17 protein-coding genes are annotated in these 18,229 nt (G+C 66.2%); 14 read left to right on the top strand and 3 right to left on the bottom strand.

Annotated features, from left to right (window positions below; all coding sequences use genetic code 11):
* Positions 1 to 479: 479 nt before the first annotated feature.
* Positions 480 to 1,433 (top strand): alpha/beta fold hydrolase, encoded by a 954-nt coding sequence (locus tag R4P95_RS28000; protein ID WP_317840493.1) that lies wholly within the window; start codon positions 480 to 482, stop codon positions 1,431 to 1,433.
* A gap of 123 nt (positions 1,434 to 1,556) precedes the next feature.
* Here the strand turns inward: R4P95_RS28000 and istB are convergent, their stop codons facing one another.
* Complete coding sequence (istB, locus tag R4P95_RS27995; protein WP_159929404.1) at positions 1,557 to 2,321, bottom strand: IS21-like element helper ATPase IstB; 765 nt, start codon at positions 2,319 to 2,321, stop codon at positions 1,557 to 1,559.
* A 64-nt stretch (positions 2,322 to 2,385) separates the two neighbouring features.
* Positions 2,386 to 3,924, bottom strand: a complete 1,539-nt coding sequence (gene istA, locus R4P95_RS27990) for an IS21 family transposase (protein ID WP_159929406.1) — start codon at positions 3,922 to 3,924, stop codon at positions 2,386 to 2,388.
* 177 nt (positions 3,925 to 4,101) lie between these two features.
* Here istA and R4P95_RS27985 point away from each other — a divergent pair, with 177 nt between their 5' ends.
* From R4P95_RS27985 to R4P95_RS27925, 13 genes are all read left to right on the top strand, one after another.
* Positions 4,102 to 4,539, top strand: coding sequence for a hypothetical protein (locus R4P95_RS27985; protein ID WP_317840492.1), 438 nt, complete (start codon positions 4,102 to 4,104; stop codon positions 4,537 to 4,539).
* Entirely contained in the window at positions 4,536 to 4,970 is a 435-nt protein-coding gene (locus R4P95_RS27980) for a hypothetical protein (RefSeq protein ID WP_317840491.1), read from the top strand. The genes R4P95_RS27985 and R4P95_RS27980 overlap by 4 nt, the downstream gene beginning before the upstream one ends.
* Positions 4,907 to 5,572: a hypothetical protein gene (locus R4P95_RS27975; RefSeq protein WP_317840490.1), complete on the top strand. Its 666-nt coding sequence runs from the start codon at positions 4,907 to 4,909 to the stop codon at positions 5,570 to 5,572. The genes R4P95_RS27980 and R4P95_RS27975 overlap by 64 nt, the downstream gene beginning before the upstream one ends.
* Entirely contained in the window at positions 5,572 to 5,805 is a 234-nt protein-coding gene (locus R4P95_RS27970) for a hypothetical protein (RefSeq protein WP_317840489.1), read from the top strand. The genes R4P95_RS27975 and R4P95_RS27970 overlap by 1 nt, the downstream gene beginning before the upstream one ends.
* Before the next feature lie 43 nt (positions 5,806 to 5,848).
* Entirely contained in the window at positions 5,849 to 7,312 is a 1,464-nt protein-coding gene (locus R4P95_RS27965) for a site-specific integrase (protein WP_317840488.1), read from the top strand.
* The gene (locus tag R4P95_RS27960; RefSeq protein ID WP_317840487.1) at positions 7,312 to 9,234 is read left to right on the top strand and encodes a hypothetical protein; all 1,923 of its coding nucleotides are present in this window, start codon (positions 7,312 to 7,314) and stop codon (positions 9,232 to 9,234) included. Before R4P95_RS27965 ends, R4P95_RS27960 begins: the two co-directional genes overlap by 1 nt.
* On the top strand, positions 9,231 to 11,327 hold the full coding sequence (locus tag R4P95_RS27955) for a hypothetical protein (RefSeq protein ID WP_317840486.1): 2,097 nt from the start codon (positions 9,231 to 9,233) through the stop codon (positions 11,325 to 11,327). Before R4P95_RS27960 ends, R4P95_RS27955 begins: the two co-directional genes overlap by 4 nt.
* Entirely contained in the window at positions 11,324 to 11,773 is a 450-nt protein-coding gene (locus R4P95_RS27950) for a hypothetical protein (protein WP_317840485.1), read from the top strand. The genes R4P95_RS27955 and R4P95_RS27950 overlap by 4 nt, the downstream gene beginning before the upstream one ends.
* Before the next feature lie 398 nt (positions 11,774 to 12,171).
* Positions 12,172 to 12,930: a TnsA-like heteromeric transposase endonuclease subunit gene (locus R4P95_RS27945; RefSeq protein WP_317747426.1), complete on the top strand. Its 759-nt coding sequence runs from the start codon at positions 12,172 to 12,174 to the stop codon at positions 12,928 to 12,930.
* A 119-nt stretch (positions 12,931 to 13,049) separates the two neighbouring features.
* The gene (locus R4P95_RS27940; RefSeq protein WP_397517774.1) at positions 13,050 to 15,005 is read left to right on the top strand and encodes a Mu transposase C-terminal domain-containing protein; all 1,956 of its coding nucleotides are present in this window, start codon (positions 13,050 to 13,052) and stop codon (positions 15,003 to 15,005) included.
* Positions 14,996 to 16,024, top strand: coding sequence for an ATP-binding protein (locus R4P95_RS27935; protein WP_317747424.1), 1,029 nt, complete (start codon positions 14,996 to 14,998; stop codon positions 16,022 to 16,024). The genes R4P95_RS27940 and R4P95_RS27935 overlap by 10 nt, the downstream gene beginning before the upstream one ends.
* Positions 16,021 to 17,010, top strand: a complete 990-nt coding sequence (locus R4P95_RS27930; protein ID WP_317747423.1) for a TniQ family protein — start codon at positions 16,021 to 16,023, stop codon at positions 17,008 to 17,010. The genes R4P95_RS27935 and R4P95_RS27930 overlap by 4 nt, the downstream gene beginning before the upstream one ends.
* A gap of 271 nt (positions 17,011 to 17,281) precedes the next feature.
* Entirely contained in the window at positions 17,282 to 17,821 is a 540-nt protein-coding gene (locus tag R4P95_RS27925; protein WP_317747422.1) for a hypothetical protein, read from the top strand.
* Positions 17,822 to 17,928: 107 nt separating this feature from the next.
* On the opposite strand, the gene R4P95_RS27920 is transcribed toward R4P95_RS27925, so the two are convergent.
* Positions 17,929 to 18,129 carry a hypothetical protein gene (locus tag R4P95_RS27920; RefSeq protein ID WP_317747421.1) on the bottom strand — a complete coding sequence of 67 codons (201 nt, stop codon included), beginning with the start codon at positions 18,127 to 18,129 and terminating at the stop codon, positions 17,929 to 17,931.
* Positions 18,130 to 18,229 lie beyond the last annotated feature (100 nt).

Here is an 18,229-nt window from a genome sequence, read left to right as displayed (position 1 = left end):
CCATGGAGTCGACTGCCGGCAGGCCGCCATGTATCGACCTCCCGAGTACAGGGGATCTAGGTTCAGGCTGTCTAACTGCGTCGCCGGTGTCAATTGGGACCACTGTGTCCGGTCCAAAGCAATGTCACACATCCCCGGTGGGGCGGATCTTCCTCCAAATGAGGGGAAGTGGCGGCACTTCCTAGGACGGAGGTGCGCCTGTCGTGGCGGAGTTGCGCGATTCAGGGGGCAGTCCAGGTCCGGACCTATGGTCCTCGCAATTGCTGTCGTGGTGTCGGTGATGTCATGGTCGCCGCACCCCCTTGGGACTAGGGAGTGGTACCGATGAATGTTGAGGTTCGCCGCATCCATCCGACGGACGCGAAGAAGATCCGCCACCCTCATCGTTGGTGGTTACCTCATTCAGAGTCGCTCACCGGGCGTTACCGCGCGGACCAGTATGGATGCGGATGGTCGGTCCGAGGCCTGGATGGCCAGCGATGAGAGCCCCCGGGGATCGCACACACCTCGTCCTCACCGCCGACGGCACCTCTCTTGCGGTGCGTGAGATCGGATCCCGGACAGCGCCGGTCACTGTAATTTTCGCGCACGGATTCTGTCTCCACATGGACGCCTGGGCACCGCAACGGGCCTACCTGGCCGAGGTCTGGCGGGGGCGTGCCCGGTTGGTCTTCTTCGATCACCGCGGCCATGGCGGATCCGGCGCGGCTGACACCGACAGTTACACGATCAGCCAGCTTGGACGGGACCTGGATGTGGTGATTCGTACGGTGGCGCCAAAGGGTCCGATTGTCCTCGTCGGGCACTCGATGGGCGGGATGGCCGTGATGTCTTACGTCGCCCATCACCAAGAGGCCGCGGCCGCGCAAATCGTCGGGGTCGGGTTGATCTCGACCGCCGTCGACAATGTCGCTGGCGCCGGCATCGGGCGCGCTCTGAATACGCCGGCGGTGACGTTGCTGCGGACGGCATCAGCTCACGCCCCAGGGCTCGTCGGCCGGGGCTGGAATTTCTCACGTCGCATCTTGTCGCCAGTGGTCGGCGTAACTTGCCCGCTTGCTCCGAGTGCAAGTGTCCGTGCCGCCGCCACGTCCTACGGGATGGTCCACGCGACGCCGATCGCCACCGTGGCCGCCTTCCTTCGTGATCTGCGGATCTACGACGCTTCCCCGGCGCTCGACGTGCTCGCGCGGGTGCCGGCGTCGATCATCTGTGGAACCCGGGACAGGGTGACCCCGATCGGGCACTCACAGCGACTCGCCGCGGCTCTACCCCTCGCCGAACTGATCCCGGTGAGCGGAGCGCGGCACATGGTCGGACTCGAGCGCCCTGACGTGGTGAGCGAGAGTCTCGATCGACTGCTCGGCCGCGCGGTAGGGCGCCGCGAACAGGACATCACCCGCAGGTCCAAATCCGACCTCGTCGGGGCGTGAGATCTGCGCGTGCCTGAGACCTGACTGTCGACCGTCACGTATTTCCCCAGGGGTGTCCGTCACGTAATTCCCCATGCTCGGGTGTGCTGAGTCGAGGGTAACCCGAGCGGATGGGGGTTCGGATCAGGTTGCGTTGGCGGTGCGGTGCCCGGGTCGTTTGCGGGGCCGGTAGGACGGGCCGTCCATCAGGGTTTGGTGGCTGGTGTTGATCAGCCGGTCGAGGAGCGATTCGGCGACGACCGGGTTCGGGAACAGCGGATACCAGTCCTTCGGGGCGCGGTTGCTCGTCAAGATCAGGGGTTTGCCGGCGATCGCCCGGTCCGAGACCAGATCGTAGAGATCGTCGGACTGGGTCGTGGTGTGCTCGCGCATCGCGAAATCATCGATGATCAACACCAGCGGCCGGGTGTATTCGCGCATCCGCTGACCGATGGTGCGGTCGGCATGACCGCCGGCGAGGTCGGCGAGCATCCGGGAGCACTTGACGAACCGCACGTCCCCACCGCGGCGGGCGACATGATGGCCGAGTGCTTGTGCCACATGTGTTTTGCCGACACCAACGGGTCCGTAGAGGATCACCGACTCTCCGGCGTCGAGCCAGCGCAGGGCGGCCAGATCCCGCAGCATCGCCGCCGGGAGTTTCGGGTTGGCGGTGAAGTCGAAGTCCTCGAAGGTGGCCTGTTGTTCGAACTTGGCCCGCCGCAGCCGACGGGCCAGCGCCGCGGTTTCCCGGCGGGCGATCTCGTCCTCACACAGCACCTGCAGGAACTCGAGGTGCCCGAGCTGCCCGTCCCGGGTTTGGGTCAGCCGGGCGTCGAGGGTGTCGAGCATCCCGGTCAGCTTCAACGTCTTCAACGCAGCCCGCAGGCTGGGGTCGTGAATTGTCATGACCATCCCCTTGCTCTTGTGAAAGTAATTTTTGTGCAGTGCATGTCATAGCCTCGCTCAACGCTTAGGCGGTGCGTTCGTTGCCGAACGCGTCGGGTCCGCGCAGGAACGCCGGCGCCTGCGCGACGGCTGGGGCGGGTTGTCCGTCGTGTTCGGTGCCGGCGGCGAGGATGCCCTTGACGGTGCGGTAGCTGGGGTCGCCAACCTCGAGGGCGCGGGCGCACGCCGCGTTCAGGCGGGCGTCGTCGTAACGGTCCCGCAGCCGCACGATGCCCTGGATGGCCCGGAGCCGGTGCAGGGCGTTGACCTGTGACAACTCGGCGACGATCGCGACCGCGCCGGGGCCGATCTGCTCGGCCTGCGCCCGGCACCAGGACACCGTCTGCAGTGCGTAGGCGATCTTGTGCGGTGGGTAGTGCTCGACGTTCGTCGACCGCCCCGACAGGTGCAGCACATGGGTGGCGACCACCTGCTCGCCCGCGAAGATCTGCACCATGTCGTTGCAGGTGCGGACCAGCATCTGCTGGCCGATCAGCCGCCAGGGCACCGAATACAGGGCCTTGCCGGCCTTGACGTGACAGTCCGGGGCGACCTTGCCGACCTGGTAGAGGACCGGTTCGAACGGTCTGGGTGGAAGTGTTGTGAGCCTGCGTCTTTCGATGGCGTCGAAGACGGCGGTCGGCTGGGCTCCGTCGAGGCCGCGGTGATTGTGCCGACCGTACACGTCGATGCACCAGGCCAGGGCGGCGTCCTGCATCTGCGCCAAGGAGGTGAACTCCCGTCCTTTCCAGAACGAATCCCGGATATAGGGCATCGGGCGTTCGATCCGCGGCTTGTCCTTCGGTTTGCCGGCGCGGGCGGGGTCGATCAGGACCCCGTAGTAGGCGGCGAGTTCGGCGTAGGCCCGGTTGATCTTCGGGTCGTACAAATCCGGCCGGTCGACCCCGGTCTTGAGGTTGTCGCACACGATCCGGGCGGGGACACCGCCGAAGAACTCGAACGCCGCCACGTGCGAGGCGCACCACGAGGACTGATCCATCCGCAGCACCGGCTGGACGAACAGCATCCGCGAGCAGCTCAGGATGATCGCGAACGCCCACACCGCCACCCGACGGTCGGTGACCGGATTGCGCCACATCCCGAGCTTGCCGTAGTCGACCTGGGCCTCGTCGGCGGGTGGGACCGCGCCCCGGGGCACCGTCACCTTCGCTTCGGCGACCTGATCGGCGAATTGCGCTGCCACATAACGACGTACCGTCGATTCCGACACCATGACGCCGTGGTCGTCACGCAGGCGTTGCGCGATCGTCGCGACCGTCACCGACGCGGTCAGCTGCCCATCGATCCAGTCGTGGTGCGCGGCGATCGCCGGCCATGTCACCGCCCGCGCTGCCGGGTCGCCGACCTCCGGGAACCATCCCGTGATCAACTCCCACCACAGGGCCTCCTCGAACTTCCCGCCCTCGCCCGGCGCCAACCCGGCCGCGACCGCCGGGGCCAGGTATTTCCGGATGGTCTTGCGGTCGATTCCCAGGGCCGTCGAGATCTGCACCTGGGATCGGCCGGCATGCCAGTGCCGGAACAACTCCATCAGATCGGTCATCGTCCACGTTCTCCTTGCCACCGTCAGGCCCCTTCCCGGGCCCGTTGTCGGTGGCCCAGTCAGGAGCGAACCTGTAGCAGCACCCGAACCCCCGCCAACACGCCCCAGGGTGGGGAATTACGTGACGGCGGGGTGGGGAATTACGTGACGGACAAACCCCTCAACCTGGGGAATTACATGACCGCTGACAACCTGACGAGACAACCACTGATGGGAGAAGTGTTGAGTATTCACCAGGACGTTGACCTGTCGTCCGGTCCGGCGCACCACCGGCCGGACGAGCTCGTTCACCGCGGCGCGAGGTCGTGGACACGTCATGTTCTGAACCGGGTGGCAGCGTGTGGTGTGCAGGTCGGGGCGCGGCACCGGTGCGTCGATCTGCATCACGAACCGAAGACCTACAACCCGTGGCAAGACGTCACTTATTGCCGCTGCGGTCACATCCGGTGGGCCGGCGAGCATGCGCAGTTCGACATCGCCGTCGAAGCATTCGAGGTTTTCCCTTATCACCCCTCTAGCCGGCCGGATCCACGGACCTATCTCGGAAAGCATGACACCGAATCGCGGCAGGTCAGCGAGCAGCGGCCCATCGGGCGAAGCGAGCTACGCCGATGATCCCGGCAGAAGCGGGCGGCCGCGCGGCCCGCGCTGTGCTGGACATGATCGACCGCGTCGAGATCGACCCCGAGAGCGACCAGTTTCTGACGGCGCTCGACCGTATCCACTTACAACTCCTCTCGCCGAGGGTGGCCACGATCGTCACAAGGCGAGTGGAGCTGGGATTTACCGCCTACGACGTGAATACCTATCCCCGACGGAATATGTGGCGCACGCAGGTTCCGTTCGGGCGGACGAACGACGGTGTCGTTGTCGAGATTCCCCTCGTCGTGATCGCACCTGTTCTGATCGGCATGATTCCTGTCCTACTCAACATGTATCCGCTGTTTCAGTCTCCGATCACGGATCTGACGGTATTCATTCCGTGGCTGCAGGTGTGGAGGTCCTCGCGATGTGGTGGTGGATCCGCCGCGATCCCCTCATGCTGATCGCGGTGGACAAGCAGATGATCCGTGGCAGCATTGCCAGGCTCGATGCCTACGTCTGGGCCGGCGGCGACTTCTTCGAACTTCGTCTGGCCATGATTGCGTCCGCGATCGTCGACGATATTCGTGAAGTGCCGGCATGGAGTCACGAGGGCCTCGACATCCACCGCATCCGGTTCGATATCGAGGATCAACTCCGAGTGATTCTCTGCCACTGCGGTGAGCCGGCTACTTTCCGGGCCAGCGTCGGCGAACCCACGACGGGAGTCAGTGCCGAGCCTGATGCGGCTCGGGCTGCCCACCACGAGCAGCGACGGTGGTTCGACCAGGTCAAAGAATCACTGATCGGGCGGGTCGCAGCGTTGTGGACGTATCACCGAGACCTACTGATGCTTCAGGACTCCGTCGACGGTACTGCGGTTCTCGGTCGCATCGACGCTCACGCACCGGCGCTCGAAGAATTGCTGGTCAACTCGGCGAATGATGACCTCGCAGCGTCGGCGATCGGTGACCTGGCCACCGACCTGGCCGATCTGCAGCAGGCGCGGGAAGAGGCGCTGGCCCAGCTGCGCGGTGACGTCACCGGATTCGATCGGCGAAACTGATGGGCCGCAGCCATGACCGGATCAGTCCAGATCGCGGCAACGGTGTGTTCGATCCCGACCGGGGCGACAGCGACGTCGCCACCCGCAAGGAAGGCGCCCTGATCTCGCAGCATGCCTACGACACCCGCGCCGATCTCCGCAGCGGTGCACGAGAACTCGCACCGCTTCTTTTCATGGTTGAAATCTGTCTCATCGGCCTGTCTGTGTTGTGCCGAGAGATTGCTGTGTCGTAGCGCTCGTGTATCTATGTCCTCCGTCGTCTCGGAGGAGGATTGGGTGTTCCTGTCGTTTGTGGATCCCTCGTTGCTTCGGACGCACCTGGACGGCCACGGCGTGGACTCGGCCGGCGTGGTTCGGCTGCTCGAGTATCGAGCGATCCCGGCCGGGACACCGGTGTTCCTCGACGAGCTGACGATGCGGCCTGTCGAGCCGTTGTGCTCGTGGTTCCGACATCTGGTCTACGAGGAGAAGGACGCCAAGACGCTGCGCGAGTATGCCTACATCGTGCGGCGGTTCGTCCACTTCCTACGGTCCCGCGACCGGGCCCTGCTCGAAGCGACCGAATCCGACTTCAGGGCGTACCGCGTTCTGCGCACACAGGTGCAGGACAAGCCGGTCGGCGATGCGACGTGGGGGAAGGAGGCCCAGTTGCTCAACCAGCTCTACCGATGGCTGGTCGAGCACGGCTACCTGCGTCACCGACCGCTGCGGATGACCCATAGGGGACGCAATCCGCTGGCGCCCCGACTGCGGCGAGGCATGGATATTCGGCACATGAGCTTGCCGCAATACCGTTACTTCCGCGACGTCGGCTTGGGTGGGCAGCTGCCGGACTCGCAGGCCAGCACGGTGTTCCGTGGTCGAGCGCCGCTCCGTAGTCGGGCCGCCGCCGACTTGGCGCTGTGCACCGGGATGCGTCCGCAGGAGTGGTCGACGGTGTTGCTGCCCGAGCTCGGTGTCGGGCGGCGGCGACCGGGCGAATCTGTGGAGTTCCCGGTGCAGGCCTGCGCGAAGTATGGCAAGTACCGCGAGATCTACGTGCCTGCCGGAGCGTTGGACGCAGTGGACACCTTTCTGCTGGTGGAGCGTCCGGAACTGGTCGCCGCCTCATCGAAGTCCCTGGCGCGTCGACGCCGGGAGTTGTTCGTCGTCGACCACATCGATCACGAGGCCGGGACGCTGCGCGGTGTCCTGGACGGTCGGCGTCGGACGTTCGCGATGTCCGCGATGGGGCCGGAACTGCGGCGAATCACCGTGCGGGAGAATGAAGATGGTGTCGAGCCGCTGGCGGTGTTCGTCGGCCACGGCGGTCAGATGCTCGGCCCTTCATCCTGGTATCGGATCCGCTGCGACGCGTGGGCGCGGATGCGTGTTCATGCCGATGCTCCTGGCGCACCGTTGCTGCCGCGGCGGCGGTGGAGATGGCACGACACCAGGCATACGTTCGCTTTGCAGCTGCTGTCGTATCTGGAACAGCAGATGGACGGCGGCGAACCGGACGCGGTGGCGCGGCGTCGACGCCACATGTCCTACCTGGGTGGTCACATCAAGCACAACCCGTTGTTGATCGTCAGCCGGAGACTTGGACATTCGAGCCCGGCAACGACGTACGCCTATCTGGAATACAGCGACGATCCGATGAACGCGGTGGACGCCGCGTTCTCCGAGTGGACGGTGCAGGAAGGCGACACCTACGCCGATATCGCCCGCCACGTGCTCGTCGAGGGTGGTGAGCGCTGATGCCTCGCCGGGGCGACCACCAACACGACTTTCCTGGGGTCGCCGAGCCGGAGGCTCCGGTCGACCGGATCGGCATCCGTTTGGTGCGGGCACCGGACCGAACCGGCATACCGCGGGAGATCACGTTGGACCCTGCCGGGTTTCGGTGCGCCGCGTTGGCTGGGGAGCTGGCCGACGAGTGGGTCGACTACGCCGAGATCAGCAGGATCTCGGGCGGGTCGGCCGCCCTCGGCCGCCGAGCGATACGCAATTTCTGCACGAAAGTCGACTTCCTGCTCGCCGAGGACGCGCGCGAGGCCGGCCTGGCCAAACAGCACCCTGATATCGCGGCCGTGTTGGCCGAGTGGGAACGAACCCTTCCCGCCGACTACCGGGCGGGCTCGACGACGCCGTCCACCCTGGCGGCGATGGTGCGGGCACTGATCGCCCGTCGCGCACAACACGATCAGCGACCGGTGGCCCCGCATCTGCGTCGGCTGGTCGACGGCGAGGTCGGGGTGGCTGCGGGCAGCACGCAGGAAGTCGACGAGTTCTCCCGCAAGGACAAACGCGCCGTCGTCCGGGCGGCATGGGCCTGGGCGAATGAGCTGGACTCCCGTCTTTCCGAGGGGTGGGCGTGGGCCGCCCAGGGCCGCGACCCGGCCGAGCACGGTTGGACCAGCGTCGCCAATCTGCTCTGGGGACTGGCTCGTCAGCAGGTCAGCCCGCTCGACATCCGCGACAACCTTCCGGTGATCCATCGGTGGCCGCCCGAGCTGCGGGCCTGCATCGAACGCCCCGACAGGCCCGTCTTTCCGGCGCGGGCGAAGGGGATGCTCGTCCGATGGCTGGTGCGTCAGCTCTATCCCGGTCACCTCGACCTGCACGCCTACCGTGTGTTACTCGTGGCCGCCACCGGGCACACATCCGAGGAGGTCACCGCGTTGACCGGGGAGGATGTCGAGTTCCTGCCCTCGGGCGTTCGATTGACCCTTACCAAGCAGCGGGCTCAGAAGGTGCGGCACCGCACCTTCGGCACCGAGACTCTTCCGGAAACGACGGTCCGCGAGCCTGTCGACTTCACCGACCGGCCGCACCGAGAAATCGGCGCGATCATCCGGCGTCTCATGCACGTCACCGAGCAGCTCCGGCTACGAGCACCGGACGAAGGACGACTGTTCCTGGCGGCATCGGTCACGGCCGACTACGAGCTGCGCATCGCGCGATGGGACTACAACCTTCCCCGGTCCCGCTTCGTGAACTGGCTGGCCGCCGCGGACGTGACGGTCGACGGGGCGCCCGACATTCGTCGACTGCGTAAATCCACGAAGGTGGAGAAGGCCATCGCCTTCGGTGGCCGCATCGCCGACACGGCCAACGACCACCACGAGGAGGTGTTCCGGGGCCACTACGCGCAGGGCACGACCCTGCGCGTGATGTCCGGCCAGGTGATCGCCACCGCCCAGGACCACTGGTTCACCAAGGCGTTGGAGGGACCGACCGTGCTGACCACCTCCACCGAGGTGCTCGATGCCCCCGATCAGGCGGAGACCTTGGGCCTGAGCACGCAGCAAGCCGAGGACATCCGCCGGGGCGCACTGGACATGGGACTGACCCAGTGCGCCGACCCCCACAACTCGCCCTACGGCCGGTCGGGAGAGCTTTGCCCGGTGGCGCCCCTGCGTTGTCTGGAATGCCGCAACGCCTGGATCCTGCCCAGCGACCTGCCCCAGCTTCTGCTGTTTGCCGACCACCTCGACCGGCTCCGGATGCGACTGTCCCCGCAGCACTTCGGCCAGCTATGGGGACAAACCCACACCAACCTCCACGCGGTCCTGGCCGACCGCACGGACGAGGAAAAGGCGTTGGCCCGCAAGCACATCGAGGCCGGTCAGGCCGCTCTGCATCTGCCACTGGTCGCGAACGTGGAGTTCGACAGTTGAGCATAGAACGATCGAGCCCCCGGTCCAGCACCACCTTCGACGCTGATGAACCCACCATCCAGTCCCACCCCCTGCTCACCGCCGCGCAGGTCCCGCAGTTCGGCGAGACCCGGGAATGGAACCTCAACGGCGTCATCCGCCGACCCGCCCGGCTCTATGCGGCCGCCTGGACGCTGGTGTTCTCCGACGAATTAGCGGAGCCGTCGTGGAATCTGCTGGCGCGGGAACTGAGCATGGTCATGCTCAACCCGCGCCATCCGGCGGTCACCGCGGCGGGGCTGTCCCTGAAACCCACACCGGCGAACCCGTCCACGGTGATCAGCGAGTTGAGCCACCTCCGGCGGCTGGCCAGATGGGCTGAGGCGAACGGGCTGCCGCCGGAACTGGCCTCCTGGCAGGACAACGACCTCCGGCGCCTTGTCAGCGACTTGCGCGAGCAGCTGTCCGGCAGCAGCGTCAGGCACTACATCGGCACCTTGAAAATGCTGCACCAATACGGTCCCGCTCTCACCGGCGAAGGACTGCGCACCGACCCGTGGGCAGGCAAAAGTGCCCGCGAAGCATCGCAAACTTCTGGGGCCGCTGTCGTGTCCACTCCTGCGATTCCGCCGGAGCAATGGTTTCCGTTGATCCGTGCCGCCTGGACCTACGTCCACACCTTCGCTGCCGACATCCTGCGAGCGCACCAGCGTTACCAGGAGCTCGTCGGCAACGCGACGAAGAAGTTGACCGGTGACCAAGACGCGCGACTGACCAACTGGCTGGCCGACCCCGCCAACCCGATCCCTGTTCATGCCGGACCGCACGACGTCGGCCAGGATCGCGGTGAGGTGAACTGGTCGCTGCTGACGTTGATGCTTGGCTGGGATCACTCTTGCGTGGCAACCCTTTTCGGCCGTAACCGAGCCGCCGGCCGTCAGCGAATCGCCAGAGTCGAGGACGCTGTCGCGGCCGGCCACCGGACCACGACCGGGGTCATCGACGACCTCGCCCTGGTCCAGCGCGGCGACGGCACGAGCACCCCCTGGCATCGAGGGCTCGCCCCTCGCGCCATTGGGCTGGAACGTCGCATGCTGCGTAACGCCTGCTACGTGCTGGTCGTGGGTTTGTCGATGATGCGTGACTCGGAGATCCACGAAATCGCTCCCGGCTCGATCGTGGAGTACTACGGAACACCGGCCCTCAAGTCCACCAAGGGCAAACACGACCCCGATCTGCCGATCAAGCACTGGTGGATCACCGCACCGGTCGCTGAAGCCGTGGTCGTTGCCGAGCGGCTGTCCGAACGGCACGACCGGCTCTTCCCGCCCATGGTCCGCAAATCTGCTGATGTCTCGCGCAGCCACCAGATGCTGGAGGCATTCGCAGCCCACGTCAACACCACCCGCGCCGGGACCGGATTGCAGGAGATCCCGCCGGGCAAAACGCGACCGCACATGTTCAGGCGGACGATGGCGATGCTGACGGACCAGTTCCCCGGCAGCGAGATCGCCCTGGGCATCCAGCTCAAGCACATCGCGTCCAGGGCGCTGGCCAATCGCTCGACCCAGGGCTACGCCAACGCGGACAGCTCCTGGGCCGAGCATTTGGAGTCAGCTATCGAGGCGGCCAGGTTCCGACGAGTCGAGGACCTCTACCGAGCCCACAAGGCCGGGGAACCGATCGGCTACGGCCCCGGCGCCGAACGGATGACGCAAGCCTTCAGCGGCATTCAACAGACGGTGCAAGCTCGAGGTGGCGACGCGATCGTCGAACGGGCCATGCTGCGCAAAGCGCGGCTCTCCATCCGGTTCGGCGTTCTCAACCACTGCGTTATGGACGAGAACAACCCTGTCGGCGCGGCCTGTCTCGAAAACGCCGTCGTTCCCGACGGCCACAAGGGACCGCTACAGGACCGGTGCCGTCCGGACCGATGCGCCAACAGTGTCATCGGCCCCGAGCACGTGCCGATCTGGGCCTCGGAGCGCCAAACCCTGCTCACCCTCATCGACACACCAGGGCTGTCGGCCTGCCGCAAAGCCGTGCTGCAGCGCGAGTTGGGCGATATCGACACTGTCATCCGCAAAACTCAAACGGACAAGGAGCAAGAGTGACCACCATCCCCGAGGCTGCAGAGGCGGCCCAGCCCGAGGATGGAGTGTCTGCCGACACCGCCAAACGCCTGCGCGAGGCCATGGAACGGCTGATGGCCGGGCGGCCGCAGCGCACCGACGGAAGGTTGATCAAGGACAACCTCTGGAAAGAGGCCGACGTCAGCCGCGCCACCATGAACCGGGCCACCCAGATCATGTCCGAATGGGACGCTCGCGTCGCCGCCTGCAACGGATTCACGCCGGGTGAGGCCCGCAAGAACGACGAAATCACCACCTTGCGCGCCGCCCTCGCCGCCAAGACCCGCGAATGCACCCAACTGTCCCATCGACTCGACGCCGCGGCTACCGCGATCGCCGCCCTGCATCACGACAACACACTGCTACGCAAAGAACTCGACCACCGCGGTCAACTCGTCGCCCTCGACGCTCACCGCAGCCACCCCTGACACCGAGCCATTCAGCCGATAGGCGTCGTCTCACGAGCCAGGTCGGCGCAGCGATCCGACCGCCGGCACGTTCCCCTCACTGATCAGCCTCGACGCCAGACTCCGGTGTCTCATGAGACATACGGATTCTGGAGAACACCGCTTCGCGGAACCTACACGCCAACAGAGCGCGAAAGGGTCCTGTGGCGGCTTACTTCCGGTTTGTGCGCGGTCGGTGACGAGAATTTCTCTTCCCGCACCATCTCCCCGAAAACTGCACCTCAGCGCACTTTTCGCGTCGAGCTCGTGTCTGTCCTCGCTCAGTGTTTCTGTCGGAATTCCACTGAAGTTGCTGCATTGTCCGCGACACGCTCACATAGTTGTCGGACTTCGGAGCTCTGCGCTTCTACTCTGTGAGAATGCCGGTCCCCACCGCGGTGTCACGTCAGCGGGCCGGCGGCGAGACGATCACCTATCTCCCCGCCGTCGGGGACACCACGCTCTCGGTGACGACGGATGAGCTGTGGACGATCGAGTTCAGCCGTGTTCGGCCGGTCCGTGGGTGCCCGTCGTTCAAGGGTAAGAAGAGTTTCAGCGGGGAATGGTGGTGTGCCACCACGCATCGTCACGTGACGTTCGAGTCGTGGGTGGAGCGGGATTTCCTCATCGACGCGGATTTCGATGCCCAGGTCTGCGGGATCGCCGCGCAACCGTTCCGACTCGAATACTCGGGTGCTGGCGAGCGGCGTCGGGCACACACGCCGGATTTCTTCCTGCGGTCGGTGAGCGGTGAGGGCATCGTCGTCGATGTGCGCCCGGACGATCGGATCGGGCCCGACGATGCGATTGCGTTCGATGCCACCGCGCAGATGTGCGACAAGGTCGGCTGGGTCTACCACCGGGTCGGCGAGCAGCCGCCGGTACGGGCAGCGAACCTCCGCTGGCTCGCCGGGTACCGGCACGATCGAGCCGCCGACGACGACATCGCGGATGCGCTCGTCGCCGCCGTGTCCGGCACGGGCGGCATGCCGATCCACGCGGCGGCGGACGCGGTCGGAGACCGCGTTATCGTGGTGCCGACTCTGTTTCATCTTTTGTGGCGCCAGCGGCTGCACTCCGACCTCTCCCGTCGGCCGTTGATGCTCGACACCGTCGTCACCGCCGGCGGCGCGCCGTGACCGCGTCGGCCCACCTCCGTCTCGGTGACTTCCTGCAGTTCGGTGGCACGCCCTACGAGCTGGTCGGGATCGACGGACACGCCGCGATGCTCGCCACCTCCGACGGCCGCACCACGGCGATGAAGGTCACTGCGCTGCTGAATGATCCGACATTCGAGTCCATCTCGTCGGCGCATCGACGCCGACCCCTCGCGCCCCTGTACTTCGACGCATTGCCCCCACGGATACGCGAGCGCGCGCTGTGGCTCGAGGCTCACGTCACCGAGGTGCTCGACGGGATCCCGATCACCGAGGGCGGCGCCGGACGTGCTCCGCGCCCCGAGTACGACATCACCCGCACCACGCTCCGGCAGCGCGAACTCGCCAAGATCGGCGAACTCGCACGATCGGAACGTCCGATGTCGTTGGAGGTGTTCCAACGCTACCGGCGCCGTTATGCGGCCACCGGACTCGAGGCGCTGATCGACAAGCGCCCGGTGCGTCGGACCTCGCCGACCGGCCGGGTCGACGACCGCTACGTCGATGCCCTGCGTCACGCGCTCGCGGCGAACACCACCGCCTCCACCGGCACGGCCACCCGATTGAAACGGGCCGTCGACCAGGCCGTCCGCGCCGAACACGGCGACGAGACGGTGCCCATTCCCTCCCAGCAGACGTTTAACAGGCTCTTGGGGCGGCTGCGGGAAGCCCGCCACGCGACTGGCTCGGCCCGCACCCGCCGGAGCCTCGCCCACCAGCCCGAAGGTCCATTCGGGACCGTGGTGGCTACCCGGCCCGGTGAGTGGATGCAGATCGACTCCACGCCGTTCGACGTCGCGATCCGTCTCGACGAGGAGGTGAACGGGCGCGTCGAGCTAACCGGACTCGTCGACGTCGCGACCCGCACGATCGCCGCGGCGGTGCTGCGCCCGACGACCCGAGCGGTGGACGCGTCCCTGCTGCTAGCGAAGGCGATGACCCCCGAGCCGATGCGCCCTGGCTGGCCACAGGCGGTGTCGATGGCCTATTCCGCGCTGCCGTACCAGGTGATGCGCCAGGTCGACGCCCGACTCGAGAACGCCGCGACGCGCCCGGTGATCGTGCCCGAAACCATCGTCTACGACCACGGCAGCGTCTACCTGTCGTCGACGTTCCACAGCGCCTGCCGCACCTTCGGGATCAATGCGCAGCCCGCGCACGAGGACACTCCCACCGACAAACCGATCGTCGAACGCACCCTTGAATCGGTGAAAACCCTCTTCGCCCAGTACATTACCGGTTATCTTGGGGATTCGGTCGAACACCGCGGCGTCGATCCCGACCAGCAGGCGGTGTTCTCCCTGATCGAGATGCAGGACCTGCTCGACGAATGGATTGTCACCTCCTGGCAGAACCGTCCCCACGACGGCCTGCGCGACCCGCTGAACCCGCAGCGGGTGCTGACCCCTAACGAGAAGTACGCCGCGCTGCTCACCGTCGCCGGCTACGTGCCGGTCCCGCTGTCACCTGATGACTACATCGCGCTGTTGCCGTCGACACCCCGGGTGATCAACTCCTACGGCATCAAGATCAACCACCGGATCTACGACAGCGACGAACTCAACCGCTACCGCGGCCAGCTCTCGGGACCCACCGCCTTGGGCACGCGGTGGGAGGTGCACTACGACCCGTACGACGTCACCCGCGTCTGGGTGCGCAACCACCACGACGGCGGGTTCCTCCTCGCCTACTGGCGGCACCTGCACGCCACGCCGCAGCCGTTCGGCGACGCCGCATGGGAGCACGCCCGCAGGATCGTCACCGAACGCGGCGAAACGACACCGTCGGAGACCACGATCAAGGCCGCCGTCGACGACCTGCTCGACCGGGCCGGCCCGACACCCCCAACGCGTTCCAGCAGCGAACGGCGCACCAAGACCGCAAAGGATCGGCGGGTGGCCGCCCGCACCCGAGCGGCCGGCGGCGCACCGACACCGATCCCTGACACCTCGCCGCCGGCGGCGACGATGTTCGCGCCCGAAGACGACGAAGACCTCACCGACGTCGTCCCGCTGCCCGTCTTCGACGCCGCCAAGGAGTCCCGCACATGGTGGTGAGCGCAGCGGCGGACGAGGAACAGCTCGATCCCCGTCAGGTTCCCTCGGTCACCCTGGACGGGTGGCGCGCCTTCGTCGACGCCACACCCGCCACCTGCACCCTCCTCGACACCCACACCCGGGACGCGCTCTCTCCTGCACAGCGGACGGCATACGACGACCGGCGCATCGCCTATCACTCGGAACTGGTGATCATCGAAACGTCCACTGTCCGCCACCTCACCCACCAGGGCCGGATACTGACCCTGCTCAACCAACGTGAATGCGGCGCCCGTCGCGGGATGATCGTCTCCGGACCGTGGGCCAGCGGCAAGACGACCGGAATCAAGCTGCTCGGCAAGGTTCACGAACAGAACGTCCGCCGCAAATACCCGGACCAGGACCGTATCCCCGTCGTCTACATCACCACCCCACCGAAAGGTTCCCCCCGCAAACTCGCCTCCGAGTTCGCGTATTTCCTCGGCCTCCCCGACAGATCACGCCACAACACCACCGACATCGCCGATTCCGTCTGCCGGGTACTCACCGAAGCCCGCACCGACCTGGTCATCGTCGACGAGATCCACAACCTGAACCTGGCCACGAGCGTCGGCGAGGACATGTCCGATCACCTGAAGTACTTCACCGAACACATGCCCGCCACCTTCGTCTACGCCGGCATCAACGTCGAACGCTCCGGCCTGTTCACCGGGGTGCGCGGCCAGCAGATCTCCGCCCGCTCGGTGCTGGTGCGCACCGGTCCCTTCACCTACGACAGCGAATGGAAAGCCCTCGTCGCCTCCCTCGAAACCGCGCTGCGCCTCTACGACCACACGCCCGGCACACTGACCCGCAACGCGAAATACCTGCACCAACGCACCGGCGGATCGATCAGCAGCCTCTCTCACCTGATCCGCGTCGCCGCGATCAGCGTGATCCTCTCCGGTGACGAGGCCATCACCCGCGGCGCCCTCGACGACACCATCATCGACCATGCCGCCGAGACCGCGACCGCCCACCGCGCCGCCGCCGGCACATGATGCCCCCGGCGACCCGCCACTACCGCGCGCGCTGTCTGCCCCGTCGCGTCGTCCCTTTCCCCAGCGAGCAGCTGTCGAGTTACCTACACCGACTGAGCGAGGCAAACGGACTGCCGGGCAGCGAGTTCGACAAGCACATCACCCACGTCGCCATCCCCGACCGAGAAACCGTCCACGACCTCACGGGCCTGCCGGAGCGCACCTTGATCTTTGCCCTCCCCGAACTGCGCGCCCCCGACGACCTCGCCACCTACCGGGCACTGCTGGGCCGTCCGATGACGGTCGGCTCATCGCACTACTGCCCGTCCTGCGCAGGAATGCACGGACGGGCCCGGCCCGTGCGTGTGTGGGCAACCCACGAGCAGGTACTGTGCCGGCGACATCGGATCTGGACCGGCGGACCGGTACTGACAGGTGAGAACCGAGGGCCACCAATCGGAATCGCGTCACTGCCCGATGTTCTTGCGGCGCACCGCCGCCACCAGCGGCTGATCGTGCGGTTCGGCCGCGAACAGGTCCGTCACGCGTTCGAGGATGCGTCCTACCTCGTCCACGAGTGGCACACCAGACTGGCGTGGCCGTTCCGGGCCATCCACGCCCGGTGGGCCGTCCTCGAACCGAACCCAGGGCGGTGGTATCTGACTTCGGCGATCTGCCGTATCGCCGAATACCCCGTGACCGTCGCGCTGACCACTGTCCTCGCCGACCCTGCATGGCGAAAACGGCTGCTGCACATGGACGCGGTGGACCAGTACGATGCGATCGGCTCTCTCACGGAGACCGTCACCGAGGGCGCCGTCCCGGGCGGTGTGTTCGATCGGCTGCTCATACGACGCCTCGAGCAGCGTCGCCTCGCCCCGCCCCGACCCGCCGAAACCGTCATTCGTCCCGGCGAAATCCCGAACCACATCCCGGTCTCGACTTCTGGCCGTCGCGGTCACAGCAGGGAGGGGCCGAGCAACTTCACGCCGACGACCGATAGTTAACCAGCAACGACATCCGCGCCTTCCTGCGAGATGGATTCGATGAACCCCGACAACTATCTCGAGCGACCGGCTCCATCATCGCTCAAAATAATTGTTGCACTGCAGTTCAGAGCCTTGGCTCCCGACAACTATCTCGAGCGAGGACATTGGAGTGGACGGCTCGCGGTAACAGCGGCGTGAATGGGTCTGGAGTGACTCGGTTTCGGGCAAAGCGGACACGCGGATGTGGTGAACTGGACGTATCCGGGCCCCGAGCGGGAAGGTCGCGCCCATGCGCTGTCTAGCGGTTCACCGTTCCTTCGCCGCCGTGGCGGTGGGGTTCGTGGCCATCTCGACCCTGGCGTTCGGCTCGTCCGCCGCAGCGGTCCCGCTCCCATTGCCGGTTCCGGTCGCATCGACCACGGCGTTTCAGGTTCCGGTGACGTTCCGATCGGGATGCGGGGTGGGATTTCGGTGCTATGTGCCAACGCTGGCACTCATTACGCCCTCGGCGACGGCGGAGGCACCCGGGTCGGTGACTTTCACGACAGGGCCGCCTTCGACGATTTCGATCACCACTATCGACTGCATCGACGTGACGGTGAACTGGCGAAACCTGACCACTGGTGACGCGGGCACGACCGAGATCCGACGTGTGCCGCGCGACTACAGCCGGGCCCAGACACCGGACGAATGGTGCCGATATGTCCCTGCGACGGTGTCCACGGGCGGCGGTATCGTCACCGCGACCGCGGACGTGGTCGCCTCCGCCCAGCGTTCGGGTGATCACGTCCCAGTGAGCTCGGGGTTCGGCGTCTTCGAGGTCCCATAGGTCCCGCTCGAGGGGCTGGGCGAGGCCCGAGCAGGACAGGCGGTGGGCCAGGGGCCGAAGACGGTACTCGTCTGGTGCCGAAATCCTCCACTCCACCAGCAGGACTGTTACCGCTGGCCGGGAGTTGTCCGGTATCCCTGGTCGGCAAGCCATTGGCGTGCACGTCCGCGGCTGCCCTCGCCGGTGAATAGCCGGTAGCGGTGAAACTCGTTCGGCGCCTGTGCGAGCACGTCCTGGAAGCGGCGAAACGCGCTGCGCCCGGCAATTGCGATTGTCAGCCGGTCGGCGAGGTACGCGATCCTAGCCACTCACCTATGACTTCTGTCCGCTTGTGCCGTAACGAATGACCAGGGCTCGACGACGGTATCAGTGACCCCACGGCACGTCGCCAGTCGTGTCCGAGCGACC

Source organism: Rhodococcus sp. IEGM 27 (genome assembly GCF_033142305.1).
In the GTDB taxonomy this organism is placed as follows: Bacteria; Actinomycetota; Actinomycetes; order Mycobacteriales; family Mycobacteriaceae; genus Rhodococcus_F; species Rhodococcus_F oxybenzonivorans.
Note: the sequence above shows the minus strand (reverse complement) of the source record. Positions and strands in the feature narration are given on the sequence as shown.